Annotated in this window: 20 protein-coding genes; 13 read left to right on the forward strand and 7 right to left on the reverse strand. The window is 73.3% G+C overall.

The genetic code is table 11. The features are described from left to right. Positions 1 to 105: 105 nt before the first annotated feature. Entirely contained in the window at positions 106 to 1,752 is a 1,647-nt protein-coding gene (locus ADK86_RS25885; protein ID WP_053698747.1) for an acyl-CoA dehydrogenase family protein, read from the forward strand. After that, a complete protein-coding gene (locus ADK86_RS25890; protein ID WP_053698748.1) occupies positions 1,749 to 2,534 on the forward strand; it encodes a crotonase/enoyl-CoA hydratase family protein in 786 nt (261 codons plus the stop codon). The genes ADK86_RS25885 and ADK86_RS25890 overlap by 4 nt, the downstream gene beginning before the upstream one ends. Before the next feature lie 25 nt (positions 2,535 to 2,559). Here the strand turns inward: ADK86_RS25890 and ADK86_RS25895 are convergent, their stop codons facing one another. Then, the gene (locus tag ADK86_RS25895) at positions 2,560 to 3,576 is read right to left on the reverse strand and encodes a GlxA family transcriptional regulator (RefSeq protein ID WP_053698749.1); all 1,017 of its coding nucleotides are present in this window, start codon (positions 3,574 to 3,576) and stop codon (positions 2,560 to 2,562) included. Between the two features lie 152 nt (positions 3,577 to 3,728). Here ADK86_RS25895 and ADK86_RS25900 point away from each other — a divergent pair, with 152 nt between their 5' ends. From ADK86_RS25900 to ADK86_RS25925, 6 genes are all read left to right on the forward strand, one after another. After that, positions 3,729 to 4,613 (forward strand): NAD(P)-dependent oxidoreductase, encoded by an 885-nt coding sequence (locus ADK86_RS25900; RefSeq protein WP_053698750.1) that lies wholly within the window; start codon positions 3,729 to 3,731, stop codon positions 4,611 to 4,613. Further along, complete coding sequence (locus ADK86_RS25905; protein ID WP_053698751.1) at positions 4,610 to 5,248, forward strand: maleylpyruvate isomerase N-terminal domain-containing protein; 639 nt, start codon at positions 4,610 to 4,612, stop codon at positions 5,246 to 5,248. The genes ADK86_RS25900 and ADK86_RS25905 overlap by 4 nt, the downstream gene beginning before the upstream one ends. 119 nt (positions 5,249 to 5,367) lie before the next feature. After that, a complete protein-coding gene (locus tag ADK86_RS25910) occupies positions 5,368 to 6,219 on the forward strand; it encodes a YndJ family protein (RefSeq protein WP_053698752.1) in 852 nt (283 codons plus the stop codon). Positions 6,220 to 6,262: 43 nt separating this feature from the next. Next, positions 6,263 to 6,796 carry a DUF1990 family protein gene (locus tag ADK86_RS25915; RefSeq protein ID WP_053698753.1) on the forward strand — a complete coding sequence of 178 codons (534 nt, stop codon included), beginning with the start codon at positions 6,263 to 6,265 and terminating at the stop codon, positions 6,794 to 6,796. 138 nt (positions 6,797 to 6,934) lie between these two features. Beyond that, on the forward strand, positions 6,935 to 8,188 hold the full coding sequence (locus ADK86_RS25920; protein WP_053698754.1) for a metallophosphoesterase: 1,254 nt from the start codon (positions 6,935 to 6,937) through the stop codon (positions 8,186 to 8,188). Between the two features lie 280 nt (positions 8,189 to 8,468). Continuing rightward, positions 8,469 to 10,661, forward strand: coding sequence for a SpoIIE family protein phosphatase (locus tag ADK86_RS25925; protein WP_078952269.1), 2,193 nt, complete (start codon positions 8,469 to 8,471; stop codon positions 10,659 to 10,661). A 26-nt stretch (positions 10,662 to 10,687) separates the two neighbouring features. Here ADK86_RS25925 and ADK86_RS25930 read toward each other — a convergent pair whose 3' ends face one another. Beyond that, entirely contained in the window at positions 10,688 to 11,419 is a 732-nt protein-coding gene (locus ADK86_RS25930; RefSeq protein WP_053698755.1) for a TioE family transcriptional regulator, read from the reverse strand. Positions 11,420 to 11,488: 69 nt separating this feature from the next. Here ADK86_RS25930 and ADK86_RS25935 point away from each other — a divergent pair, with 69 nt between their 5' ends. Continuing rightward, positions 11,489 to 12,706: an erythromycin esterase family protein gene (locus ADK86_RS25935; protein ID WP_053698756.1), complete on the forward strand. Its 1,218-nt coding sequence runs from the start codon at positions 11,489 to 11,491 to the stop codon at positions 12,704 to 12,706. Positions 12,707 to 12,759: 53 nt separating this feature from the next. On the opposite strand, the gene ADK86_RS25940 is transcribed toward ADK86_RS25935, so the two are convergent. Next, positions 12,760 to 14,151 carry an NADP-dependent succinic semialdehyde dehydrogenase gene (locus ADK86_RS25940; RefSeq protein WP_053698757.1) on the reverse strand — a complete coding sequence of 464 codons (1,392 nt, stop codon included), beginning with the start codon at positions 14,149 to 14,151 and terminating at the stop codon, positions 12,760 to 12,762. Positions 14,152 to 14,646: 495 nt separating this feature from the next. Between ADK86_RS25940 and ADK86_RS25945 the strand changes: the two genes are divergently transcribed. Then, positions 14,647 to 15,384, forward strand: a complete 738-nt coding sequence (locus ADK86_RS25945; RefSeq protein ID WP_107088554.1) for a L,D-transpeptidase family protein — start codon at positions 14,647 to 14,649, stop codon at positions 15,382 to 15,384. On the opposite strand, the gene ADK86_RS25950 is transcribed toward ADK86_RS25945, so the two are convergent. The 4 genes from ADK86_RS25950 to ADK86_RS25965 are packed head-to-tail and all read right to left on the reverse strand — an operon-like array spanning position 15,371 to position 21,153. After that, positions 15,371 to 17,470, reverse strand: a complete 2,100-nt coding sequence (locus ADK86_RS25950) for an ABC transporter ATP-binding protein (protein WP_053698758.1) — start codon at positions 17,468 to 17,470, stop codon at positions 15,371 to 15,373. The two genes, ADK86_RS25945 and ADK86_RS25950, sit on opposite strands and share 14 nt — an antisense overlap. Before the next feature lie 10 nt (positions 17,471 to 17,480). Continuing rightward, positions 17,481 to 18,386 (reverse strand): ABC transporter permease, encoded by a 906-nt coding sequence (locus tag ADK86_RS25955; RefSeq protein ID WP_053698786.1) that lies wholly within the window; start codon positions 18,384 to 18,386, stop codon positions 17,481 to 17,483. Positions 18,387 to 18,397: 11 nt separating this feature from the next. Further along, a complete protein-coding gene (locus ADK86_RS25960; protein WP_053698759.1) occupies positions 18,398 to 19,348 on the reverse strand; it encodes an ABC transporter permease in 951 nt (316 codons plus the stop codon). Then, a complete protein-coding gene (locus ADK86_RS25965; RefSeq protein WP_053698760.1) occupies positions 19,345 to 21,153 on the reverse strand; it encodes a peptide ABC transporter substrate-binding protein in 1,809 nt (602 codons plus the stop codon). Before ADK86_RS25965 ends, ADK86_RS25960 begins: the two co-directional genes overlap by 4 nt. A 210-nt stretch (positions 21,154 to 21,363) precedes the next feature. Here ADK86_RS25965 and ADK86_RS25970 point away from each other — a divergent pair, with 210 nt between their 5' ends. The 3 genes from ADK86_RS25970 to ADK86_RS25980 all read left to right on the forward strand — a co-directional run bounded on the left by ADK86_RS25970 (position 21,364) and on the right by ADK86_RS25980 (position 26,594). Next, the gene (locus tag ADK86_RS25970; RefSeq protein ID WP_053698761.1) at positions 21,364 to 22,536 is read left to right on the forward strand and encodes an ROK family transcriptional regulator; all 1,173 of its coding nucleotides are present in this window, start codon (positions 21,364 to 21,366) and stop codon (positions 22,534 to 22,536) included. Between the two features lie 26 nt (positions 22,537 to 22,562). Continuing rightward, the gene (locus ADK86_RS25975) at positions 22,563 to 24,059 is read left to right on the forward strand and encodes a M81 family metallopeptidase (RefSeq protein ID WP_053698762.1); all 1,497 of its coding nucleotides are present in this window, start codon (positions 22,563 to 22,565) and stop codon (positions 24,057 to 24,059) included. A 156-nt stretch (positions 24,060 to 24,215) separates the two neighbouring features. Further along, the gene (locus ADK86_RS25980) at positions 24,216 to 26,594 is read left to right on the forward strand and encodes a phosphoketolase (RefSeq protein ID WP_053698763.1); all 2,379 of its coding nucleotides are present in this window, start codon (positions 24,216 to 24,218) and stop codon (positions 26,592 to 26,594) included. Positions 26,595 to 26,628: the final 34 nt, after the last annotated feature.

Genomic DNA, 26,628 nt, shown 5'->3' on the forward strand with positions numbered 1-26,628 from the left:
CCTCGAAGTCCGGCGCCCGGTCGGGCCGCCACGGACCCCGACTCTATGACAGCCCGTTCCATTACAGTCTTCCCACGCCTGTTCCGCTTCTGTAACGTCGCCGGTATGACCCTCACCCATGAAGTCGTGAACCAGGCCCCGCCCCTGACCGGATTCAGTGCGGCGGACGACCCGGCCCTCCTGGCGGCGCTGCGCCGCGCGGGTGCCGGGTGGGGCGAGCCGGAGGTCCGGGAGCTGGGCGCGCTCGCCGGGACGCAGGCGGTGCAGGAGCAGTCGCGGATGGTGGAGGAGCAGCCGCCCCGGCTGCGCACCCACGACCGCTTCGGGCACCGGATCGACGAGGTGGAGTTCCACCCCGCCTGGCACCAGCTGATGACCGTGGCGGTGGAGCGCGGGCTGCACGCCGCGCCTTGGGCGGACGACCGCCCCGGCGCCCATCTCGTGCGCGCGGCCAAGTTCTACGTCTGGTCGCAGGCCGAGCCGGGGCACGGCTGCCCCGTCTCCATGACGTACGCCGCCGTACCGGCCCTGCGCGCCCAGCCGGACCTGGCGGCGCAGTACGAACCGCTGCTGGCGTCCCGTACGTACGACTACGGGCTGCGGCCCCCGCTGGCCAAGTCGGGCCTGATCGCGGGCATGTCGATGACGGAGAAGCAGGGCGGCTCGGACGTCCGGGCCAATACGACGCGGGCGGTGCCGGCGGGCGACGGCACGTACCGCATCACCGGCCACAAGTGGTTCACGTCCGCGCCGATGAGCGATGTGTTCCTGGTGCTCGCGCAGACGGCGGAGGGGCTGAGCTGCTTCCTGCTGCCACGCGTCCTGCCCGACGGCACCCGCAACGGTATGCGGCTGATGCGTCTGAAGGACAAGCTCGGCAACCGTTCCAACGCCTCCTCCGAGATCGAGTACGAGGACGCGGTGGCCTGGCCGGTCGGTGAGCCGGGGCGCGGCGTGCGCACCATCGTCGAGATGGTGAACATGACGCGGCTGGACTGTGTGATCGGCTCGGCAGCCGGAATGCGGGCCGGGCTGCGGCAGGCGTTGCACCACACCGCGCACCGGCACGCGTTCGGCCGCGCGCTGGCCGAACAGCCGCTGATGCGGGCGGTGCTGGCGGACCTGGCGATCGAGTCGGAGGCGGCGACGACGCTGGCGATGCGGCTGGCGACCGCCGTGGACGGGGCGCAGGCCGGGGACGCGGGCGAGGCCGCGCTGCGCCGGCTCGCGCTGGCCGTCGGCAAGTACTGGGTGTGCAAGCGCGGCAGCGTGCACGCGGCAGAGGCGCTGGAGTGCCTGGGCGGCAACGGCTACGTGGAGGAGTCGGGCATGCCGCGCATCTACCGCGAGGCCCCCCTGCTGTCGATCTGGGAGGGCTCGGGCAACGTCGCCGCACTGGACGTGCTGCGCGCGCTCGCCAAGGAACCGGCCTCGCTGGACGCGTACTTCGCGGAGGTGGACGCGGCGGCGGGCGCCGACCGGCGGCTGGACGCGGCCGTCGCGGGGGTACGCAAGATGCTCGGCACGCTCGGCGACCCCGACCAGGCGCAGCGCGCGGCCCGCTCGCTGGCGGAGCGGATGGCGCTCGCTCTCCAGGGCGCCCTGCTCGTACAGCACAGTGACCCGGCGGTCGCGGATGCGTTCTGCGCCTCCCGACTCGACGGCGAGTGGGGGCACGCCTTCGGGACCCTGCCCGCCGCGGCCGACCTGACGGCCATCCTGGGGCGGACGTCTGCGGAGGAGGCCGGATGAGCGGCGGCACCCCGGCGACGCGGCCCGTACGCGTCGAGCGCTCCGGCCCGGTGACCACTGTCATCCTGTCCCGGCCGCAGGCGCGCAACGCGGTGGACGGCGCCACGGCCGCCGCGCTGGCCGACGCCTTCCGCGCCTTCGCGGCGGACGACACGGCGCACGCCGCCGTCCTGTGGGGCGAGGGCGGCACGTTCTGCGCGGGCGCCGACCTCAAGGCGATCGGCACCGAACGCGGCAACCGGGTCGCCGCGGACGGCGACGGGCCGATGGGCCCCACCCGGATGCGCCTGGACAAACCGGTGGTCGCGGCGGTCGCGGGGCACGCGGTGGCGGGCGGCCTGGAGCTGGCCCTGTGGTGCGATCTGCGGGTGGTGGAGGAGGACGCGGTCTTCGGGGTGTTCTGCCGCCGCTGGGGCGTACCGCTGATCGACGGCGGTACGGTGCGCCTGCCCCGGATCGTCGGCACCGGCCGTGCCCTGGACATGGTGCTGACCGGGCGGCCGGTGGGCGCGGCCGAGGCGCTGGACATGGGCCTGGCCAACCGGGTGGTACCACCGGGACGCGCCCGAGCCGAGGCCGAGGAACTGGCAGCCGCCGTCGCCCGCTTCCCCCAGGCGTGCCTGCGCAGCGACCGCGCCTCCGTCCTGGCGCAGGAGGGCCTGTCCGAGGAGGCCGCCATGGCGCAGGAACTCCGTTACGGGCAGGGCGTCCTGGCAGAGGCGATGACCGGCGCGGCGCGCTTCGCTTCGGGGGCGGGGCGGCACGGGGCGATGGAGACGTGAGGGGCACCGGTCCCTTGCCCGCGCCTCACCCCGCGAGCGGTACGTCCGGTGCCGTACGGGGAAATGCCCGCCGGTAGTCGGACGGCGAGACCCCGACGCGCTTGAGGAAGTGGTGGCGCAGGTTGTTCGCCGTGCCCAGGCCGCTGAGTTCGCCGATTTTTTCGACCGGCAGGTCCGTCGACTCCAGCAGGCTCTGGGCGCGCGCCAGGCGCTGGTCGAGAAGCCATTGCAGCGGGGTCGTGCCGGTGGCGGCCTGGAGCCGCCGGTAGAACGTCCGAGGGCTGAGCACGGCCCGCTCCGCCAGGTCCTCGACGGTCAGCGGCCGGTCCAGGTGCGCGCGGGCCCAGGCCAGGACCGGGGCCAGGCCCTGGTCGTCGGCGGCGGGCACGGACAGGTCGATGAACTGGGCCTGGCCGCCGGGCCGGTGGGCGGGTACGACCATACGGCGGGCCAGCTGGTTGGCGACGTGCGCGCCCAGGTCGCGCCGCACCAGGTGGAGGCAGAGGTCGAGCCCCGCGGTGAGCCCGGCGCTGGTGAGCACGTCGCCGTCGTCCACGTACAGCACCGAGTCGTCGACCCGCACCTTCGGGTAGCGCTCGGCGAGCTGGGCGGTGTGCATCCAGTGGGCGGTGGCGCGGCGCCCGTCGAGGAGCCCGGCCTCGGCGAGCGCGAAGGCGCCGGTGCACAGGGACACCATGCGGGCACCGGCGTCGTGGGCACGGCGCAGTGCCTCGGTCAGCCCCGGCGGCAGCGGGGCGCCCTCCTCCACGCAGGGATCGGGCACCGACGGGACGATGACCGTGTCCGCGCCCGCCAGATCGTCGAGTCCGTACGGCGTGCGCAGCGCCAGCCCGGCCGCGCCCGCGGGCCCGTCCGCGCCGCCCCGCTCCCCGGTTCCGCACAGCCGCAGGTCGTACCAGGGGTCGGCCAGATCGGGCTGCGGCTTGCCGAAGACGGTGCAGGGGATGCTCAGTTCGTACAGGTCCCACGACGGGACCCCGATCTCCTCGGTCACGACGACCGCGACGGAACCAGCGCTCATCCCGGAAGGATAGGCACCTCAGCGGTGTGGCAGGAATTTGGTGCCGGCCGTCACCACTGTCACTGGTCGCGGGCGCCCCGCGCTGCGAGCGTGGTCCGTACGTGATCAACCGCCGGGTCCGCGGACACCGGCGGACGTACAAGGAGAAGCACATGCGAAGCGAACCCGCGGCCGTGACGGTGCTGGGGCTGGGCTCGATGGGAACGGCGCTGGCCGGCGCGCTGCTGAAGGGCGGCCACGCGACGACGGTGTGGAACCGTTCACCGCACAGGGCCGGACCGCCGGCGGAGCGCGGGGCCACGGTGGCGGCGACGCCCGAGGAGGCGGTCGCGGCGAGCCCCCTCGTCATCGCCTGCGTACTGGACTACGCGGCCCTGCACGCCGTCCTCGACCCGGTGGCGGACTCGCTCGCGGGCAAGACGCTGGTCAACCTCACCTCCGGCTCCCCGGAGCAGGCCGCGGAGGCCGCCGCGTGGGCGCGGTCGCACGGCGCGCACTACCTCGACGGGGCGATCATGACCACTCCCCCGGGCGTCGGCAGCCCGGAGATGATGTTCCTCTACAGCGGTGAGCGCACGGTCCTCGACACCCACCGCCCGGTCCTCGCCTCCCTGGGCGACCCGCTGTACCTGGGTACCGACCCGGGACTGGCATCCCTGTACGACGCGGCCCTGCTCGGCCTGATGTGGGCCACCATGACCGGGTGGCTGCACGGCACCGCGCTGGTCGGCGCGGAGGGCACCCCCGCCACCGCCTTCACCCCGGTCGCCATCCGCTGGCTGAGCGCGGTGACCGGCTTCCTCACCACGTACGCGCCCCAGGTGGACGCCCGCCACTACCCGGGCGACGACGCCACCGTGGACGTCCAGATCGCCGCGATCGACCACCTGATCCACGCCGCGGCGGCGCGCGGCGTCGACAACGCGCTGCCCGAACTGCTCAAGGCCGCCATGGAGCGGACCCGCGCCGCCGGCCACGGCTCCAGCAGCTACGCGAGCGTCATCGAAACCCTCAGGAAGGCGTCGGGCGCCCGATGACGACCACGACCGATCCGGCGCCGGTCACCGTCGCCACACCGCCCGCCACCTGGCCCGGCCTGCTGGCCACCGCCACCGACACCTGCCTTGACGCCCTCCTCGAACGGGCAGGCCAGGACTGGTCGCGTCCCGCCCACGGCCTGGATTGGACCTGCCGGGAAACCCTCGACCACCTCGCCCTCGGGCTGACCGGATACGCGGGCCTGCTGATCGCCCGCCCCACCGACCGCTACATCACCCTCTTCGCCTCCCTCGACCCGCAGGCGCCCCTCCCCGCCTGCCTGGAGGGGCTGCGCATCGCGGCCTCTCTCCTCGGGTCCACGGTCCGCGACACACCGTCCGATGTGCGGGCCTGGCATCTGTGGGGACACTCCGACGCCGCCGGTTTCGCGGCCATGGGCATCACGGAACTGCTCCTCCACACCTACGACGTCACCCGCGCGCTGGACCCGAACTCGTCCTGGACACCGGACGACGCCCTGTGCGCCGCCGTACTGACCCGGCTCTTCCCCGAGGCGCCGCAAGCGCCGTTCGGGCACGGCCCGTTCGACGTGCTGCTCTGGTGCACGGGCCGGACCGCGCTCCCCGGCCTGCCGCGGCGTACGGCGTGGCAGTGGGACGGCAGGGTGCGCTGAGCACCCGCCGGCACCCCCTCTGTTGAACGCGTTCAACCCGTCACGTACTGTCCTACGTGCCGGGTTGAACGCGTTCAAGGACCCGGTCCGAGCCGCACCGCAACGCACCTGGGGGCATCGTGACCGCACTGGTCGACCTCATCGTCATGCTGGGCATGTTCGTCGTGGTCCCGACGGGGCTCGCGCTGCTCCGCGAACCCGGTACGCGGTGGCTGCGGCGCCGCTGGCCACTGGCCGCGGCGGCGGGCGCCGCCTCCCTGTGGCTGCCGCGCGGCGCCGCCGCCACCGTGCTCGCCGCCGCCTACGCGCTCGCCACCCTCACCCTCGCCCTGTACGCGCCGCGCCGGCTGGCCCGTACCCGCAGCCTCGCCCCGGGCGAGATCGCCGTACTGACAGCGCTCGTCACCCCCGCCGTCGCCGGAACCGCCCTGGTCGCCGAGCGCTCCGGCCACCAACTGCTCGGCTTCGACCTGGAGATCCTGTCGCTGACCGTGCCGCACTTCCACTTCGCCGGGTTCGCCGCCGCGCTGGTGGCCGGGCTGGTCTGCCGCGCCGCCCGCCCCGGCAGGGCCGGGCCGCTCGCCGCGCTCAGCGTGCCGGTGGGAACCCTGCTCGTCCTGGCGGGCTACTTCATCGACGACTGGGCCGAACTGGCCGGCGCGGTGGTCCTGACCGCGGGCATGTGGCTGGTCGCCCTGGTCACCTGGCGGGACGTCCGTACGACCGCGCCGGACCGGACCACCCGGGCGCTGCTCGGCGGCTCGGCCGCCGTACTCGTCGCGACCATGCTGCTCGCCCTGAGCTGGGCGCTCGGCGAGGCAACCGGCGTCCCGCACCCCACACTGGCATGGATGGCGGCCACCCACGGCCTCGGCAACGCGCTGGGCTTCGCCCTGTGCGCGCTGCTCGCCTGGCACCGCCTCCGCAACGAGCCCGCCACGTCCCACCGGACCGCCCCCGTACCCGTATGACCATTCCCGGAACGCCACCACACCAGAGGAAGCAGGCCCCGGCATGACCACCGGCACTCCCGCCCCCGCCCCCTTCAACTACCCCGAGGAAGGCGCCACCCGCCGCCACCCGCTGCCCCGCGGATACCGCCATCTGCACGAGGCGACCTACCTCGGCCACGGCCGCGCGGTCCTCGAAGCGGCGGGGCACGCGGTCACCGGCTTCCGGATGCACCGCGCCGCGGGCGTACGGGTGCGGGCCTCGGCCCCGGAGGCCGCGCCCGGCGTCCGGGTGGAATGCGCCCTGGGCCTCGGGCCGCTGCGGCTGTGGGCGCCGTGCCGGGTGGTGTGGAGCGAGTACGAGAGCGAGCGCATCGGCTTCGCGTACGGCACGCTGGCCGGTCATCCGCAGCGCGGTGAGGAATCGTTTGTGGTGGAGATGCGGGCCGACGGCGCGGTGTGGTTCACGATGACGGCCTTCAGCATGCCGGGCCGCTGGTACACGCGGCTGGCGGGACCGCTGGTCCCCATGTTCCAGCGCCTGTACGCGCGCCACTGCGGCCGGACCCTGCGCCGACTGGCGCGGCGGAACCGCTGACCGGTCGCCGCACCGCCACCCCGAAGTCCGACCGCAGAACCACACTCCGCCCTACCCTTCCCTCCATCCTCCATACGTCCACACGGCGTTCATCACTCCGTCACCAGTTGCCCCGCCGCCCATGAGAGAAAGCCAGCCATGTGCGAGCTGATCCCGCCGCGGGCGGACCTGACCGAGGACCAGTGGCTGCAAACGGCGGGGCCCGGCCTCGCCGACGCTGCCGTACCGGACGACACACCGGACGCCGCGGCCCCGGCACCCGGTGTGCACCGGCGGACGCTGCTGGGCGGCGCGGTGGCGGGAGCGGCGCTCGCCGCGCTGCCCTTCGGGGCGCAGCAGCGCGCGGTCGCCGCAGCGCGGCCGGACGCTCCGGACCGCTTCCCGCTGCCGTCCGCGCCCGGCCCGTCCGGCGAGTACGCCGTCCTGATCACCGGTGACGCCGGCACCGGCAAGGCGGAGCAGTACGCGGTCGCCGCGGCGGCCAAGGAGATCTGCCGCGCCGAAGGCGTCGGCCTGGCGGTCGGCCTCGGCGACAACATCTACGAGAACGGCCCGGAGTCCGACCACGACTCGGAGTTCGACGAGAAGTTCGAGCGGCCCAACACCGGCATCGACGTTCCGTGGCTGATGGTGCTGGGCAACCACGACTGCTCCGGGCTGGTGCCCGGCAGCGGCGGCGACCCGTCGCGCGGCGACCGGGAAGTCGCCTACGCCGCCACGTCCCGCCGCTGGTACATGCCGAGCCGCTACTACAACGTCACGCTCCCAGCGGGCAACGGCCGGCAGGACCCGCTCATCGAGTTCTTCGCGCTCGACACCAACCCGGTCGCCTCCTCCGTCGTACAGCTCGACCCGCACTACCGGTGGAACGGCCCGTACATGCGCGAACAGCGGCGCTGGCTGGACACCGCGCTGCGCGCCTCACGCGCCCGCTGGAAGGTCGTCCTCGGCCACCACCCGTACCTGAACAACGGCAAGCACGGCAGCGCCGGTTCCTACGACGGCTTCGTCATCGGGCACTACACCAGCGGCATCCACCTCAAGGAGCTCTACGAGGAGGTGGTGTGCGGCCGCGCCGACGTGATCATGTCCGGCCACGACCACACCCTCCAGATCCTGGAGCCCACCGACCACACCCGCGGCACCCGGCAGCTCGTGTGCGGCGCCGCCTCCAAGACCGGCGACGGCAAGGCCCACTTCACCCACCCGGCCGCCTGGCAGGACTTCACCCGGCACGGGTTCATGCTGCTGAAGGTGTCGGCCGGCGCGATGACGATCGACGCCTACACGGTCGACGTGGCAACGAAGAAGGCACAACTCGCCCACCGCACGCGAACCACGCGGCCGGTGACGGCGGGGGTGCCGGTGGGGGCTCCTGCGGGGGCGCGCTAGCCGGAGACCGGGGCGGGCGCGGTGTGCGGACGGCCGCCCCGTTCACTTCCGCATACCCCCACCACCCCCCTCAAAATGCACAACCCCGCCCCTCGTCCTAATGTGAGCCCATGGCCGCTTCCCGGTTGCGATGGTTCCGCTTCGGCGGGCCGCGGACGGGAGCGGCGGGCGTGGTGGCCCCGGCGCCGCCGGTCCTGGCTGCCCGGTGGGTGGCCGGGGCCGGCGCGCCTTCGGTGGCCGGGTTCCGGTCGGCGGAGGTGGCACAGGGGTGGGGCGGGGCATGACGGGAGACCACGACGCGCCTTCTTCTGCGGGGCGGTACGACCTGAGCCGGTACGACCCGCGCCGCGGCGGCGGGCTGTTCCGGGCCACTGATATCGGCCCGGATGCCGACGGCGCCGGTCTTCCCCCGCCTCTCGACCCGATCGGCCTCGGCGACCGCCTCGCCCTCAACAAGACCGGCACCTTCGACTGGGACCTGGACCGCGAGACGCTGGAGCTGGACGCGTGCGGGCTGGAGGTCTTCGACCTGCGGCCGGACGAGTACGACGGGCGGCCCGCGTCACTGGCCGCCCGTATCCCGCCCGAGGAGGGCTACCGGCTCGACGCGGCGGTGTCGCAGGCCGTGCAGGACGGGGCGCCCTCGTACGGCGTGTACTTCCGCGTGCACTGCCGCGACGGCACGCCCCGGTGGACGCACACCCAGGGCCACCTCCTGCGCGACGAGGACGGGCGGCTGTACCGGATCGTCGGGCTCGTACGGGAGGCGGGTGCGGAGCTGGCCGACTCCGTGCTGCTGCGGTCCCTCCAGGAGAACCGGCAGCGGCAGACCGTGATGGTGCAGCAGACCACCGCAGCGCTCTCCCGGGCTCTGTCGGTCGCGGACGTGACGCGGGTGCTGACCGGGACCGGCGGGGCGCGGCGCTTCGGCGCGGACGCGCTGATCCTCGGCCTGGTCGACAACGACCGCTTCGAGGTGATCGCGATCACCGGCCTGCCCGGCGCCACCCCCGAGGACATGATGGCCTCCCGGCTGGACGACACGCTGCCGATGTCGGACGCCGCCCTCTCGCGCCGGGCCACGTTCCTGTCGTCGCGCGGCGAACTGATCGCCCGCTATCCGCGGCTGCGCCCGTACCTGGACCGCATACCGACCGGCAGCGCCGTCTTCCTGCCGCTGGTGGCGCAGGACCGGGTGGTCGGGGCGCTCGGCCTGTTCAACGCCGAGCCGAAGCAGCACACGGCGGAGGACCGGAACCTGGCGCTGGCGCTGGCCGGTGTGGTGGCCCAGTCGCTCCAGCGGGCCACGCTCTTCGACCAGGAACGCGAGTTCGCGACCGGTTTGCAGGCCACGATGCTGCCGCGGCTGGTCCCGGACATCGCCGGGGGCGAGGTCGCCGTCCGCTACCACGCGGCGAGCACCGGCCGGGACATCGGCGGCGACTGGTACGACGTGATACCGCTGCCCCAGGGGCGGACCGGGCTGGTGGTCGGTGACGTCCAGGGGCACGACACGCACGCGGCGGCGGTCATGGGCCAGCTCCGTATCGCCCTGCGCGCCTACGCCACCGAGGGGCACGCGCCGGAGACGGTGCTCGTACGGGCCTCCCGCTTCCTCGCCGAGCTGGAGACCGAACGGTTCGCGACATGCACCTACGTCCAGGCGGACCTGGAGTCGGGGGCACTGCACGTGGCCCGGGCGGGCCATCTCGGCCCGCTGATCTGGGACGCGGCCGGGCACACCAACTGGCACCCGGTGCGCGGCGGGCTGCCGCTCGGGCTGGCGACCGCGTTCGGGCAGGACCACTTCCCCGAGACGCAGCTGTTCCTGGAGCCCGGCTCTCGGCTCCTGCTGTGCACGGACGGCCTGGTGGAGACGCCCGGTGAGGACATCACCGCCGGGATCGACGCGCTGGCCGCCGCCGTACGGGAGGGGCCCGCCGAACTGGAGGCCCTGGCCGACCGGCTCTCGGACCAGCTGTGGGCACGGTCCGGGTCCGCCGACGACATGGCCCTCGTCCTCCTGCACCGCCATCCCTCCGCCGGTGCCACCCCCACCACCCCGCGCTTTCGGCTGCACGTCCACCAGGCGGACCCTTCGGGCGCCTCGGAGGTACGGGCGATGCTGCGGCGCACGATGGACCAGTGGCGGGCGGGCTCACTGGCGTACGACGTCGAGGTGGCCGCCACCGAGCTCATCACGAACGCGCTGACGCACACGGACAGCGGGGCGCTGATCACGGTGGAGCTGCTGCCCGCCCGCCCTGGTGTGCCGGGCGGCGCCCGCCGCCGTATCCGCCTGGAGGTCGAGGACCGCTCCAGCCGCTGGCCCCGCCGCCGCACCCCCGGCGAAACCGCCACCTCGGGCCGCGGCCTGATGATGGTCGAGGCCCTCTCGGATGCCTGGGGAGCGGAACCGAGGGGCAGCGGCAAGGCGTTGTGGTGCGAGTTCGCGCTGCCGGGAGAGGAATAGGGGCAGGGGCGCGGCCCTCGGACGGCTCATTCGCGCTCGCGCAGGTACGCGTCCAGCTCGGCGGCCCCGGTCAGCATCGCCCGGCCGCGGGCGGACAGGCGGCCGTGCCAGTCGTGCAGGGTGGCTTCAAGGGGTTCGAGGCCGCCGGCCGCCCGTACCTGGGCCAGCAGCGGGGCGATCTGTTCCAGGAGGTAGCCCCCTCGTCTGAGCTGGTGGGCGAGGCGGGCGTCCCGTACGTCGGCCTCGTCGTAGACGCGGTATCCGGTGAGGGGGTCGCGGCGCGGGCGTACCAGGCCCGCTCGCTCCCATTTGCGCAGCGTGGCGGGGCGGATGCCGAGCTGGGCCGCCAGCTGTCCGACGAATGTGCCGCCCGTCCTTGAATCCGTGGCCGGCTCGGGTGCCGTGGCGGGTGCCAGATCGCGGAGGGCGTTTTCCACGGCCCGGAGGGTGCGGCGGTCTTCGAGGAGCTGGGCGTGGCTCTCGTCGATGAGGCGGAGCGCCTCTTCGGGCGCGTCCGCGTTCACCGCCTGCATGATCGCTGTCGCCGTCGGGTGGCCGTGGCCGGGCACCAGGGCGAGGAACGCGCGCAGGGCCCGCGCGTGCAGCGGGGTGTAGGTGCGGTAGCCGCTGGGCGTGCGTCCGGCGGCCGGGAGGATGCCGGCCTCCTCGTAATTCCTGACGGCCTGCGTGGACAGGCCATGCCCGCGTGCCAGGTCAACCGGCCTGAGCCGATCGTCCGTTTGAAGGTTGCGTCCCATGGAGCCGACGATATCGCGGGGGAAGCTCCGCAAAGTTTCCACCGAAGGTTCAACGATAGCGTTGAGGGCATGGAAACCGACACGGGCACCGACATCAAGGACACCACTCACCCGCTCGACGCCGCCGCCGTTCTGGGACTGCTCCCGTCCCGGCCGCGGGTGCTCGCCCTGGGCGAGCCCACCCACGGCGAGGACACGCTGCTCGAAGTGCGCAACGCGCTCTTCCGGCAGCTCGTCGAGCAGGAGGGCTACCGCACGATCACCATCGAGAGCGACTGTTTGCTGGGCCTGATCGTGGACGACTACGTAGTCCACGGCACCGGCACCCTCGACGAGGTCATGCAGCGCGGATTCAGCCACGGCTTCGGCGCGTCCACCGCCAACCGCGAACTCGTGCGCTGGATGCGCGACTACAACGACGGCCGCCCCCAGTCCGAACGGCTGCGCTTCGCCGGTTTCGACGGCCCGCTGGAGATCACCCACGCCGAGAGCCCCCGCCAGGCCCTCCTCGCCCTCCACGGCTACCTCGCCGCCCACGGGGACAAGGACCTGCTGCCCTGCACCGCGGACACCCTCGACCGCCTGCTCGGCACCGACGAGCAGTGGACCGAACCCGCCGCGATGATGGACCCGGCCCGGTCAGCGGGGCGGTCGGCCGAGGCCAGGGAGCTGCGGCTGCTGGCCGACGATCTGGTGGCGGTGCTGGACGAGCAGACGCCGCACCTGATCGCGGCGACCTCACGCGAGGACCGGGACCGGGCGCGGCTGTACGGCCGCACCGCCACCGGCCTGCTGCGCTACCACTACCGGATGGCCGACACCACGCCGAACCGCATGACGCGGCTGCTGGGCATACGGGATGCGATGATGGCCGAGAACCTCCTCGCCCTCGCCGAGCGGGCCCCGGTCCTGGCCTTCGCCCACAACAGCCATTTCCAGCGGCACAAGAGCTCGATGCGCATGTGGGACCATCCGCTGCTGGAGTGGTGGAGCGCCGGCGCGCTCGTGAACGCCCGCCTGGGCGAGGACTACGCCTTCGTGGCCACGGCCCTCGGCACCATCCACCACCGGGGAGTGGGCGCCCCACCGCCGGACACGGTCGAGGGCCTGCTGTACGCGCTGCCGGAGGACCGCTGCCTCGTCAACCTCGCCCGGCTGTCCACCGCCCTCGGCGACACACCGCCCGTTCCCCGCGAGTCGCCCTGGTTCGGGTATGCGCCGCTGGGGCTGGAGCATCTGACGGAGAGTGATGGTCTGGTGTTCATCAAGGATGTGCCGAAGCGCTAGGGACGCACACAGCAGGGCCCGGGTCCGCGCCCCGGGCCCCTGCCTCGGAGGCGCTACGCCCCATACCAAACCGTCGTCGCATTGCAGAACTCCCGAATCCCGTGCCCGGCGAGTTCCCGGCCGTACCCGGATCGCTTGACCCCGCCGAAGGGAAGGGCGGGATGGGAGGCGGTCATGCCGTTGAAGAAGAGGCCGCCTGCCTCGATGTCGCGGATGAGGCGTTGCTGTTCGGCCTCGTCGCGGGTCCAGGCGTTGGAGCTGAGGCCGAACGAGGTGTCGTTGGCGGTGGTGATCGCCTCGTCCAGGTCGTTGACGCGGTAGAGCGTGGCGACCGGGCCGAACGCCTCCTCCCGGTGGATGCGCATCTCGGGGGTGATTCCGGCCAGGACGGTCGGCTCGTAGAACCAGCCCGCGGTCAGCTTCTCCGGGCGTTTGCCGCCGCACAGGGCGGCTGCGCCCCGCTGCACCGCGTCGTCGACCAGTTCCTCCAGGTCAAAGCGGCCCTGTTCGCTGGAGAGCGGGCCGACGTCGGTCGTCTCCTCCATCGGGTCGCCCACGGTCAGCCCGGCCATCCGCTCGGTGAAGCGGACCGCGAACTCGTCGTACACGTCGGTGTGGACGATGAAGCGCTTGGCGGCGATGCAGGACTGGCCGTTGTTCTGCACGCGGGCGGTGACGGCGGTCCGTACGGCCGCGTCCAGGTCGGCGGACGGCAGCACGATGTACGGGTCGCTGCCGCCCAGCTCCAGCACGGTCTTCTTGATCTCGTCGCCGGCGATCGACGCCACCGAGCGGCCGGCCGGTTCGCTGCCGGTGAGGGTCGCGGCGGCGACCCGGCGGTCGCGCAGGATGTCCTCGATCGCGCCGGAGCCGACCAGCAGGGTCTGGAAGCAGCCCTCGGGGAAGCCCGCCCTGCGCAGCAGGTCCTCCACGTACAGCGCGGTCTGCGGCACGTTCGAGGCGTGCTTGAGCAGACAGGTGTTGCCGGCCATCAGCGCGGGCGCGGCGAAGCGGACGACCTGCCAGAGGGGGAAGTTCCACGGCATGACGGCGAGGACGGTGCCCAGCGGCCGGTAGCGGACGTAGGCGCGGGTGGCGCCCGCGTCCTTGACGTCGCCGGGGTCGGGCACCTCGTCGGCGAGGAGTTCCTCGGCGTGCCCGGCGTACCAGCGCATCGCCTTCGCGCACTTGGCGACCTCCGCGCGGGCCGCCGCGAGCGGCTTGCCCATCTCGGTGGTCATGGTGCGGGCGATGCCGTCCTGGCCCGCCTCCAGCAGGCCGGCGGCGTTGCGCAGCAGTTCGCCGCGCTCCTCGAACGACGTCGTCCGGTAGCTGCGGAACGTCTGCGCGGCGCGGGCGAGCCGTTCCTCGATCCCGTCCGCGTCGAGCGCGTCGAAGGTCTGGAGCGTCTCGCCGGTGGCCGGGTTGACCGTGGCGATGGCCATGTGGATGCACCTCCCGTGGGGTGGTGGGCGGGTACTACGTAATCGGTCCGGGCGCCGGTGACGGCTCCGGCACCGGGTCGGGGCCCGGCGGGCGCGGCACGGGGTCGGGGCTGGGCGTCGGCGGCTGCGGCGCGGGCGGCGGCGGTACGGGGTCGGGCGGGCCCGGCACCGGCGGTCCCGGCGTCGGTCCGGGCGCGGGGCCCGGCGTGGGCCCCGGCTCGGGTCCGCCGGGCCCGGGGGACGGTGTGGGCGTCGGTGGTACGGGCTCCCGCTCCCGGCCGGGTTCGTGCGTACGGTGCGGTGTCGGTTGCCGCTCCACAGCAGACCTCCTGGGTCGGTCGACACGTGGTTCTCCGGCCCCGGTACCCGGGTTTCGCCGGTCTATCTCCCCCGCGCCCGGTGGATTACGCACCGGTCGCCCGCACCGTGGTTCCTTCGGGGAGCCTGGCCGGTTCGGTCGGCGCCCCGCACACCCGGTGGCCCTACATTGCGTGCATGACCTCCGCGAGGACCCTGGCGTCCGCGGTCTGCGCCACCGCGCTCGCCCTGACCGTGCCCGCCTCCGCCCTGGCCGCACCCCGCTCCCCCGCCTCCGCACCGGCCTGGCGTCCGCTGCCCGCCCGTATGGCGGACACCGGCGGCGGCAGTCAGCTGATCACGGCCCGCGCCCCTGACCTGCGCTCCACGACCGGCACGGTCAGCTGGTGGCAGCGGTACGGCAAGCGCTGGCACCGGGTCGGTACGGCGCCCGCGCGGTTCGGGGCGAACGGGCTGGCCGAGGGCCGTACCCGCGAGCAGGGGACCTCGACCACCCCCACCGGCCTGTACGACCTGCCGTTCGCCTTCGGCCTCGCGAAGGCACCGGCCGGTACGACGGTCCCGTACCGCCCCGTGCGCGCCTCTTCCTGGTGGTGCCAGGACAACGCCTCGGCCTCGTACAACCGGTGGGTGGACCCCCGGCCGTCGGACTGCGCGGCGGACGAGGCCGAGCGGCTGGCCGGCTATCCGACGCAGTACAGCCGGGCGCTGGTCGTCGGCTTCAACTACCACCGTCCGGTGCGCGGCCGCGGCGCGGGCATCTTCCTGCACGTCAACGGCCGCGGGGCGACGGCGGGCTGTGTGTCCGTACCGGCCCGCGCGATGGCCCGCATCGTGTCCTGGATCAAGCCCGCGGCCCGTCCGCACCTCGCGATCGGCACGGACTCAGGACCTACGGCGATCACCCGCTACTGACCGGGCCGGGGCTCGCCACGAGGGGGAAGTGGCAGGCGACGCGGTGCCCCGGCCCGGCCGGCCCGGTGGGTGCCGGCTCGCTCTCCGCGCAGCGGGCGCGGGCCGCCGGACAGCGGGTACGGAAGCGGCAGCCGGAGGGCGGCGCGGCGGCCGAGGGCGTCTCGCCGGTCAGCGGGGTGCCCGCGGCGGGGGCCGTCGGATCGGGCGCGTTGACCGTGTCGAGCAGGCCGCGGGTGTACGGGTGCAGGGGCCGCTCGAAGACCTCGCGGGCCGGGCCGGTCTCCACCAGTTTTCCCAGGTACATGACGCCGACGGTGTCCGCGAGGTGCCGGACCACCGCCAGGTCGTGGGAGATGAACAGGTACGTCAGCCCGCGGTCGCGCCGGAGGTCGCGCATGAGGTTGAGGATCTGCGCCTGTACGGACACGTCGAGCGCGGAGACCGGTTCGTCGGCGACGACGAGGGACGGGGAGAGGGCGAGCGCGCGGGCCAGGCCGAGGCGCTGGCGCTGGCCGCCGGAGAATTCGTGCGGGTAGCGGTCCACGGCGCCGCGCGGCAGGCCCACGTCGTCGAGGAGGGCGGCGACCCGCCGCTGCTGCGCGGCGCGGTCGCCGATGCCCTGGATGGCCAGCGGCTCGCGCAGGATGGTGCCGACACGCATCCGGGGGTCCATGGACGCGTAGGAGTCCTGGAACATCAGCTGGACGTCGCGGCGGTGAGCGCGCAGTTCGCGGCGGGACAGGGCGCCGATGTCGCGGCCCGCGAAGCGGATCGTGCCGTCCGTCGGCGGCTCCAGGCCGACGACCAGCCGCCCGAGGGTGGACTTGCCGCAGCCGGACTCCCCCACGATGCCGAAGGTCTCGCCGCGGGTGACGGTGAGGCTGACCCCGGCGACGGCGCCGACTTCCCTCGCGCCCTTGCGGCGGGCGAAGGGCCCCGCGTGCAGGGTGTATCGCTTGGTTACGTTGTCGAGGTCGAGGAGGATGTCGGGGTCGGTGGGGCGCTCGTCGGGCGGGGATTTCACGACGGCTGCGGGCTCCGCTACGGCCACGGGCTCGGCGGCGGCCGGGTGGAAGCACGCGTACAGCTGGTCCGAGTCCCCCACCAGGGCGGGTTCCTCCGTGCGGCACTCGGCGGTCGCGTGAGCGCAGCGCGGCGCGAAGCGGCAGCCGGCGGGGCGGGTGAGGAGGGCGGGCGGCAGGCCGGGGATGGTGGCGAGGGTGGTGCCTTCGGCCGCGGCGCGTTCGGGCAGGGCGGCGAACAGGGCCTCGGTGTACCGGTGGCGCGGCGCGGCGAACAGGCTGCGTACGCCGGCGCTTTCGGCGACCTTGCCGCCGTACATCACCGCGACCCGGTCCACCCGCTTGGCGATGACGCCGAGGTCGTGGGTGACCAGGATCATCGCCATGCCGAGGCGGGCGCGCAGGTCGTCGACGAGTTCCAGGATCTGGTGCTGGGTGGTCACGTCGAGGGCGGTGGTCGGCTCGTCGGCGATCAGCAGCCGGGGCTCGCACACCAGGGCCATGGCGATCGCGACGCGCTGGCGCATACCGCCGCTGAGCTGGTGCGGGTAGTTCTTCATCCGCTCGGCGGGCTGCGGCATGCCGACCAGCCGCAGCGTCTCCTCGGCCTTCGCCCAGGCGTCCCGCCGGGTCGTCTCCCGGTGCAGCAGCAGCGGTTCGGCGACCTGGGCACCGATGGTCATGGTCGGGTTGAGGGAGGTCAGCGGGTCCTGGAAGACCATGCCGATGGTGTTGCCGCGTACGTGCCGCAGGACCGCTTCGGGGGCGGCGGCGAGGTCCGTCGGGCTGCCGGTGCCGTCCTGGAAGAGGACGCGCCCTGCGGTGATCCGGCCGCCTTTCGGCAGCAGGCCGAGGACGGACAGCGCCGTCATGGTCTTGCCGCAGCCGGATTCGCCCACGATGCCGAGGGCTTCTCCGGGGGCGAGGCCGAGGCTGACGCCGTCCAGGGCGTGCACGGTGCGGCCGCGGCCGGTGATCTCGACGTGCAGGTCCTCGACGGCCAGCAGCGGTGCGGCGGTGCCGGGCGCGGAGCGGGTGGTCGCGGACAGGGGGTCGGCGGTCATGGGCCCTTCCTCAGCTCTTCCGGAGGCGCACGTCGAAGGCGTCCCGCAGGCCGTCCCCGATGAAGTTGAACGCGGCGACGACGAGGACGACGGCCAGGCCCGGCGGGAAGATCAGCCACCAGTGGCCGACCTGGGTGTAGGTGATGCCGGCGGAGAGCATCGAGCCCCAGTCGGCGGCGGGCGGTGGGACGGACAGGCCCAGGAAGGAGAGGTAGGCGACGTAGAGGATGGCGTCGGCGACCTGGAAGGTGGCGTTGACGATGACGGTGCCCACGGCGCCGGGCAGGATGTGCCGGAAGACGGCCCGGGTCCCGCCGCCGCCCATCAGGCGCATGGCGTGGACGTAGTCGCGGCTGCGCAGGGCGAGCGCCTCGCCGCGGATGAGGCGGGCCGGGGACAGCCAGGCGACCGAGGCGATGATCAGGATGAGCACGGGCTTGCTGGGGGTGACGATGGTGGCGACCACGACCAGCAGGAACAGCGCGGGGATGGCGAGCGCGGCGTCGGTGACGCGCATCATGGCCGCGTCCGCCCAGCCGCCGAAGTAGCCCGCGACCGCGCCGTAGACGGTCCCGAAGAGGGTGGCCAGCAGCCCGGCGGCGAGGCCGACTTCGAGGGAGGTCTGCCCGCCGTACATCAGCCGGCCGAGCATGTCGTAGCCGAGGTCGGTGGTGCCGAGGAGGTGGCCGGGGCTGCCGGGCGGCAGGCCGGCCTGCGAGAGGTCGGTGTGCGTCTGGTCGGTGGGGTGCAGCAGCGGGCCGAGGTAGCACAGGGCCAGCAGGCCGAGCAGGACGACGGCGCCGGTGAGGGCGAGTTTGTTGCGGGTGAAGACGGCGAGGGTGCGGCGCAGCGGTCCGGGGGCGGCGGGTGCGGGATCGACGGCCGGTGCGGTCCCGCTGCTGCTGGGCGCGTCCATGAAGGGTGCGGTCACGACACGCTCCTGATGCGGGGGTCCAGTACGGCGTACGCGATGTCGGTGATCAGTGAGCCGAGCACGGTGGCCACGCCGACGATCAGGGTGACGCCGAGCAGGACGGGGAAGTCCGAGCCCTGGGCGGCGTTCCAGAACAGCAGCCCCATGCCCGGGTAGTTGAACATCGACTCGACGACGAGGAGGCCGCTGAAGAGGGTGGGGAGGTAGAGCCCGAGGAGGGTGGCGAGGGGGATCAGCGCGTTGCGCAGCACGTGCCGGGCCATGACGCGGGCGTTCGACTGGCCTTTGGCGCGCGCGGTGCGTACGTAGTCCTCTTCGAGATTGTCCAGGACGGCCGAGCGCATGTAGCGGCTGAACGCGGCGATGATGCCGAGCGCGGTGGTCACCACCGGCAGGACCAGCGCGGGCGCGTCGGCGAGCAGGCCGCCGACGGTGTCGGCCTGCGGTGCCTCGGCCGGGAAGATCTGGAGCTGCTGGCTGAAGACGAGGATGAGGACCAGGCCGAGGAAGAAGACCGGGGTGGCGTAGGCGAGGAAGGCGGCGCCGGTGAGGAGGTAGTCGGCGGCCCTGCCGCGGCGTACGGCCTGGAGGATGCCGAGGGGTACGGCCAGTACGGCGGCGAGTGCGATCGACAGTCCGGCCAGCAGTGCGGTCTTCGGGAGGCGTTCGCCGAGCAGCGAAGTGACGGACTGGTTGAGCTTGTACGACTCGCCGAGGTCGCCGGTGAGCAGCCGTCCGAGGTACATCACGTACTGCTGCGGCAGGGAACGGTCGTAGCCCTGCCGGTGGTCGAAGTGGGCGATGGCCTCGGGGGTGGCCTTGACGCCGAGGATGGCGCGGGCCGGGCCGCCGGGCAGCAGGTGCAGCAGCACGAAGACGATGACGGAGACCAGCAGCAGGACGACGGCGGCCTGGGCGAGGCGCTTGGCCAGGAAGCGGATCACCGGCCCGCACCGCCCTTCTTGACGTAGTACCAGTCCTGCGGCGCGAGGCTGAGCGTGGGGTTCTGGTCGATGCCGCGCAGGTCGTTGCGGATGACGGAGACCTGGTACGCCGGGTTGGGCGTCCACAGGACGGGCACCTGGTCCGCGGTGTAGCGGGCGTAGTCGCGCAGCGCGGTCGGGTCGTCGGAGTACTCGGTCTTCTTGATCAGCTCGTCGGCCTTCGGGTCGGACCAGTTGCCCATGTTGGAGGGCGCGCCGGTGGCGAAGAGGGATTCGCCGCTGGCCACGGTCGGGAAGTACCAGCTGCCCTGCGTCCCGAAGAAGCCCAGCTGCCAGGCGGAGCACACCGGTTCCGTCTTCTTGCAGGGCACGGTGGTGCCCAGGACGGTGTTCAGCGGCTGCTGCCGGATGTCCAGGGTGATGCCCGCCTTGTCCATGGCGGACTTGATCTCCTGCATGGTGTTGGACGTCTCGGTGGAGCCGGACTGCGAGAGCAGTTCCAGACGCAGGGGCCGACCTGCGGGGATGTCCTTGCCGCACTGGTCCGGCCCGGTGCCGGGGCGTGCGCAGCGCAGTTGTCCGCCGGTGCGCTGCCAGCCGTGCGCGGCGAGCAGCGCTTCCGCCTTCTTCGGGTCGTACGGGAAGGGGTCCCGGTCGAGCTGTCCGGCGGGCACCGGGCCGCGGGTGGGCTCGGCGCTGCCGTGCCAGACCACGTCGGAGATCGTCCGCTGGTCGATGAGGTGCTGGAGGGCGCGGCGCAGATAGGTCTGGCGGAGCAGCGGGCCCGCGGTGGGGTGGTTGAAGTTCAGGACGATGTAGGTGATCGCCCAGCCTTCCCACGGGTCGATGCGGTAGCCGAGTTCTTCGAAGGTCGCGGAGCGGGCCATCACGGACGGCGGAATGTAGCCGTAGTCCACGCCGCCCGCGCGCAGCACGTTGAATTCGGAGTCCGCGGTGGTGAAGGGCTTGAGGACGACACGGTCGAGATGGGGTTTGTCCGGGCCGCTGTACTGCTGGTTGGGAATCAGCGACACCTGCCCTGAGGTGGTCCACTTCTCGATGCGCCAGGGTCCGCTGACGGTTTTCCAGAGCGGGTCGGTGGCGAACTCCGAGAGTTTCCTGGCGTGTTCCAGCAGGCGCGCGAAGACCTTTTTCGGATTCTCGTCGTGCGGGTCCCAGGCGTGTTTGGGCAGCGGGGTGAAATTCTGGAGCTGATTGCCGGTGAACCAGGCGGGGTTGTACGCGCGGTCCAGGCGCAGCCGGAAGGTGTGGTCGTCCAGCACCTCGAACTTCTTGACGTTGTCGGGCAGCAGACCCGGCGAATAGCCCGCCCACTCCTCCTTGTCGTGTTTGATCAGGTCGTACCAGAACTCCACGTCGCGGCTGGTGACGGGCGTGCCGTCGGACCAGCGGTACCCCCGCTTGAGCGCGATGGTGACGGTGGTGTTGCCGTCGCTGTAGCGCGGCTGCTCGGCGAGGTTGCGCGGGCTGTCCATGGTCAGGCCCGCGCCCTTCTTCCCGGCCGTGTAGAGGGGCGGGTAGAGCAGGTCCTGTACGGCGTTGTTGTACGAGGCCAGGTAGCCGGCCGTGCCGATCGGGAAGATCCAGTTGGGGGTGGCGGCGGGCGGCAGCGCCATGGTGGCCGTACCGCCCTCGGCGCGGATGCCGCCGGTGGCGCCGAGGCTGGTGACGGCGCCGCCCTTGGGACCGCATCCGGTGAGGGTGGCCGCGCCGAGCAACAGCGCGACCAGGGCGGCGAGCAGGGCGTGGGCGGGGCCGCGTCGGCAGGTGCTGCGCGGGCCCATGCTGCCTCCGGGAGGTCGGCCGGTCGAAGAGTGCGAGAAAAGTACGGACGGCCGAGAAAAGAAGTCAAGGGCCTGGCGGAACATCGCCAACTGGTGTGGACTGGGCCCCACTTGGTTCCCCGACTTCATTCGGCCACCGAAGAAAGACCGGGACCGTAATCCGACGTTCCCAGCGAAGGACGCCGCCATGACCACCGCCGAGATCCCGCCATGACCGGCACCGAGCCCGGCTCCGCCGCGCACGTCCTCGAACTCGTCGCGGCCGGCACCGCCCGCTCGCGCGCCGACCTCGTACGGGAACTGGGGCTCGCCGCCTCCACCGTCTCCGCCCGCGTCCAGGAACTGGTCGACGCCGGGCTGCTGACCGAGTCCGGCGAGGGCGCCTCGCGCGGCGGGCGCCGCCCGCGGCTGCTGCGCGTCCCGGACGGCGGCACCGTCGCGCTCGCCGCCGACCTGGGCAGTCACCACATCCGTACCGGCGCGGTGGGCCTGACCGGCACCGGCTACGACATCGACGAGTGCGCCTTCGACCTGACGGCCGGCCCGGAACCGGCCGTCGGTCTGCTCGCCGAGCGGCTGACCGCGCTGGCCGCCCGGCAGCGCGCGGCGGGCCGCGCCGTGTGCGGGGTGGGCGTCGGCTTCCCCGGGCCCGTCGATCCCGCGTCCGGCCGGATCATCGCCCCGTCCCGGATGCCCGGCTGGCATCTCTACGAGCTGCGCGACCGGCTCGCCGAGCGGGTCGGCCTGCCGGTCCTGGTCGACAACGACGCCAACGTCCTGGCCCTGGGCGAGCACCGCGCCGCCCACCCGGACCTGCGGCACCTGGTCGTGGTCAAGGCGGGCCGCGGCATCGGCTCCGGCGTGATCAGCCATGGCCGGCTCTACCGGGGCGCCCGCGGCTGCGCCGGCGACATCAGCCACGTACGCGTGGACGCCGCCGCCGAACGCCCCTGCTCCTGCGGGAACATCGGCTGCCTGGAGACCGTGGCCAGCGGCGCCGCCATCGCCGCCGCGCTGCGCGAGCGGGGCATCGGGGCGGACTCCACCACCGACATCCTGCGGCTCGTCGAGGACGGCGAGCCGCACGCCACGACCCTGGTGCGGCAGGCCGGGCGGCACATCGGCGCGGTGCTGGGGGTGGTGGTGAACTTCTTCAACCCGCAGGCCGTGGTGCTGGGCGGCGCGCTCTCCGCCGCGGAACCGCTGGTCGCGGCCGTGCGCGGGGTGCTGTACGAACGCTGTCTGCCGATGGCGACGAGCGAGCTGTCCATCGTGGCCGCGAGCCGCGGCCCGGACGCGGGCCTGCTCGGCGCCGGGCACGCCGCACTGCGCGAACTGGCCACCGAAGGCGGGCTGCCGGTCCTGCCCGCAGCCCATGGGTAACCCCCGAAGAAAGGTGCACCACCGACATGCGCATCGCGATCGGCGGCATGGCCATCGAGTCCAGCCAGTTCTGCCCGCACCGATCCGTCTACGACGATTTCCGCGTCACCCGTGGCGCCGACCTGCTCGGCCGCTACGCGTGGACGCGACCGGGCGGCTTCGGTACGGACGTGGAATGGGTGCCGCTGGTGCACGCGGTGGCGCTGCCCGGCGGGCCCGTCGAGCGGGACACGTACAACCGGATCAAGTCCGAACTGGTCACGCGCATCCGGGAGGCCGGGCCGCTGGACGGCCTGGTCTTCGACATCCACGGCGCCATGAGCGTCACCGGCCTGGACGACGCCGAGGCGGATCTCACCGAGGCCGTACGGGACGCGCTCGGCCCCGACGCGCTGATCTCGGCCGCCATGGACCTGCACGGCAACGTCTCGCGCCGCTTCGCCGACCGCCTCGACCTGCTCACCGCGCACCGGCTGGCCCCGCACGAGGACGCCTGGGAGACCCGCGAGCGGGCCGCCCGCAAGCTGGTCGGGCGGCTGGCGTCCGGCAAGGGCCGCCCGTACCGCGCCTGGGTGCAGGTCCCGGTGCTGCTGCCCGGCGAGAAGACCAGCACCCGCCTGGAGCCGGCCAAGTCCCTCTACGGGCGGCTCGCCGCGGTCGAGGCGCTGGACGGCATCGTGGACGCGGCGGTGTGGGTGGGGTACGCCTGGGCCGACGAGGAGCGCTGCCGGGCCGCGGTGGTGGTGACCGGCGACGACCCGGACCTGGCGCTCGCACAGGCCCGCAGCCTCGCCCAGGAGTACTGGGACGTGCGCCGCGACTTCGTCTTCGTCGGCCCGACCGGCGACGCCGACACCTGCATAGCGCGCGCCGTGGCGTCCCCCGCCCGCCCGTTCCTGATCAGCGACTCCGGCGACAACCCGACCGCGGGCGGCGCGGGCGACCTCCCGTACATGCTGGGCCGTCTGCTGGCGCACGAGGACCTGGCGAGCGGGCGGGTCACCGCGTTGCACCCCGGTATCACGGACCCGGCGGCGGTGTCCGCGTGCTTCGAGGCCGGGGCCGGCGCGCGGGTGACGCTGAAGGTCGGCGGCCACATCAGCGCGGGCACCGGGCCGCACGCCGAGCCGTACGGGCTGACCGGCACGGTCACCGCTCTGCGGGACCCCGCCGCGCCCGCCCCCGGGGCCCCGCGCGGCAACCCTGCGTACGACGGTGGCGGCCGCAGCGCCGCCGTGACCTGCGGCGGGGTGACCGCCGTCCTCACCGAGCGGCGCACGCCGTTCCACACCCGCGCCGACTTCGGCCCGCTGGACCCGGCGGCGTACGACATCGTCGTGGTGAAGATCGGCTACCTGGAGCCGGAGCTGTACGAGATGGCCGCCGACTGGCTGCTCGCCCTCACCCCCGGCGGTGTGGACCAGGACCTGCCCCGTCTGGGTCATCGCCGGGTCGCCCGTCCGCTCTACCCGTTCGACGACGCGGGCTTCGAGGACCCGGATCTGACACCGGTCCTGCTCTGACCGGCACCGGGGACCTTCGGACCGGCACCGGGGGCCCTTCGGTGTAACGAAAACGGCCGAACCGGCCAGTACGGCCGGTAGGGGCGGCGCCGGTGCATGACCGCCCGTACGGTGGAGAGGCGCTCCCTGATCACCTTTCCCCGACGGAGGGCCCCGATGGAGTCGCCGACCCCGCTCACCGAGAGCGACCTGCTCGATCTCGACGCCCACTGGCGGGCGCTGAACTACCTCGCGGCCGGCCAGATCTATCTGACCGGCAACCCGCTGCTCACCGAGGACCTGCGGCCCGAGCACATCAAGCCGCGGCTGCTCGGCCACTGGGGCACCTGCCCCGGCCTGAATCTCGTCTACACCCACCTCAACCGGCTCATCGCCACGCACGGCCAGGACGCGGTGTGCGTGTGGGGCCCGGGGCACGGCGGGCCCTCGGTGTTCGCCGGGGCCTGGCTGGAGGGCACGTACGGGGAGCTGAACCCGGACGTCGGACGGGACGCGGCCGGGATGGCGCGGCTGTTCAAGCAGTTCTCGTTCCCCGGCGGGGTGCCCAGCCACGCCGCGCCGAACGTGCCGGGCTCGTTCCACGAGGGCGGCGAACTGGGCTACTCCCTCTCGCACGCGTACGGCGCCGCGCTGGACAACCCGGACCTGCTGGTGGCCTGCGTGATCGGGGACGGTGAGGCGGAGACCGGGCCGCTGGCCGCCTCCTGGCACGCGAACAAGTTCCTGGACCCGCGGCACGACGGCGCGGTGCTGCCGATCCTCCACCTGAACGGCTACAAGATCGCCAACCCGACGGTCCTCGCCCGGCTGGACGAGGACGAGCTGGAGGCGCTGCTGCGCGGCTACGGCCACGAGCCGCTGTTCGTCACCGGCTCGGACCCCGCGCAGGTGCACCGGGACATGGCCGCGGCCATGGACACCGCGCTGCACCGCATCCACCAGGCGCAGCACGCCGCCCGCGGCGAGGGCGACCGGGAACGGCCCCGCTGGCCCGCGATCGTGCTGCGCACCCCCAAGGGCTGGACCGGTCCCGGCGAGGTGGACGGCAACCCCGTCGAGGGCACCTGGCGCGCCCATCAGGTGCCGCTGTCCGGGGTGCGGGACAACCCGGACCACCTGCGCCAGCTGGAGGGCTGGCTGCGGTCGTACGCGCCGGACGAACTCTTCGACGGCGACGGCCGGCCGGTGGACCGGGTGCTGGCCTGCGTGCCGAGCGGTGACCGGCGGCTCGGCGCCTCCCCGCACGCCAACGGCGGCCGGCTCGTCCGTACGCTGCCGCTGCCCGACCCCGAGAAGTACGCGGTGCCGGTCGACAAGCCCGGCACCCAGATGCACGAGCCGACCCGTGTCCTCGGCGGTCTGCTGCGCGACCTGATGGAGCGGACCGCCGACCGCCGCGACTTCCGGCTCTTCGGCCCGGACGAGACGGCCTCCAACCGGCTCCAGGACGTGTACACCGCCACCGACAAGACATGGCAGGCCAGGACCGAGTCCACCGACGAGCACCTGGGGCGGCACGGACGCGTGATGGAGGTGCTCTCGGAGCATCTGTGCCAGGGCTGGCTGGAGGGGTATGTGCTCTCCGGGCGGCACGGCCTGTTCTCCTCGTACGAGGCGTTCGCGCACATCGTGTCGAGCATGGCCTCCCAGCACGTCAAGTGGCTCCAGTCGGCGCGCTCCATCCCCTGGCGGCGCCCCGTCGCGGGCCTGAACTACCTGCTGACCTCGCACGTCTGGCGCCAGGACCACAACGGCTTCTCGCACCAGGACCCCGGCTTCGTGGACCACATCCTCAACAAGGACCCGCACACCGTACGGGTCTACCTGCCGCCGGACGCCAACAGCCTGCTGTGCGTGGCCGACCATGTGCTGCGTACCCGGGACGTGCTCAATGTGGTGGTCGCGGGCAAGCAGCCGTGCTTCGACTGGCTGGACATCGAGCAGGCGCGGGCGCACTGCGCGCGCGGCGTGGGCATCTGGGAGTGGGCGGGCACCGAACAGCCCGGCACCCGGCCCGACGTGGTGCTCGCCTGCGCCGGAGACGTACCGACGCAGGAGACGCTGGCCGCCGCCTCACTGCTCCGCACCCACCTGCCGGAGCTGTCGGTACGGGTCCTCAACGTGGTCGACATGACCCGGCTCCAGCCGAACGAGGAGCATCCGCACGGGCTGACGGAGCGGGAGTTCGAGGCGCTGCTGCCGCACGACGTGCCGGTGGTGTTCGCGTACCACGGCTACCCGTGGCTGGTGCACCGCCTCACCTACCGCCGCGCCGTCCACCCCAACCTGCACGTGCGCGGCTACAAGGAGATGGGCACCACGACCACGCCGTTCGACATGGTGGTCACCAACGACCTGGACCGCTACCGGCTGGTGATGGACGTGGTCGACCGGGTGCCGGGGCTGGCCGTGCGGGCCGCCGGGGTGCGGCAGGCGATGGCGGACGTACGGCAGCGCCACCACGGCTGGATCCGCGAGCACGGTACGGACCTGCCGGAGGTCGAGGAATGGAGCTGGCCGGACGGCGGACGGTGACGGACCGGCGGCCGCTCCGCGCTCCGAAGGCACG

Origin of the sequence: Streptomyces sp. NRRL F-5755 (assembly GCF_001279365.1) — a bacterium.
GTDB lineage: Bacteria > Actinomycetota > Actinomycetes > Streptomycetales > Streptomycetaceae > Streptomyces > Streptomyces rimosus.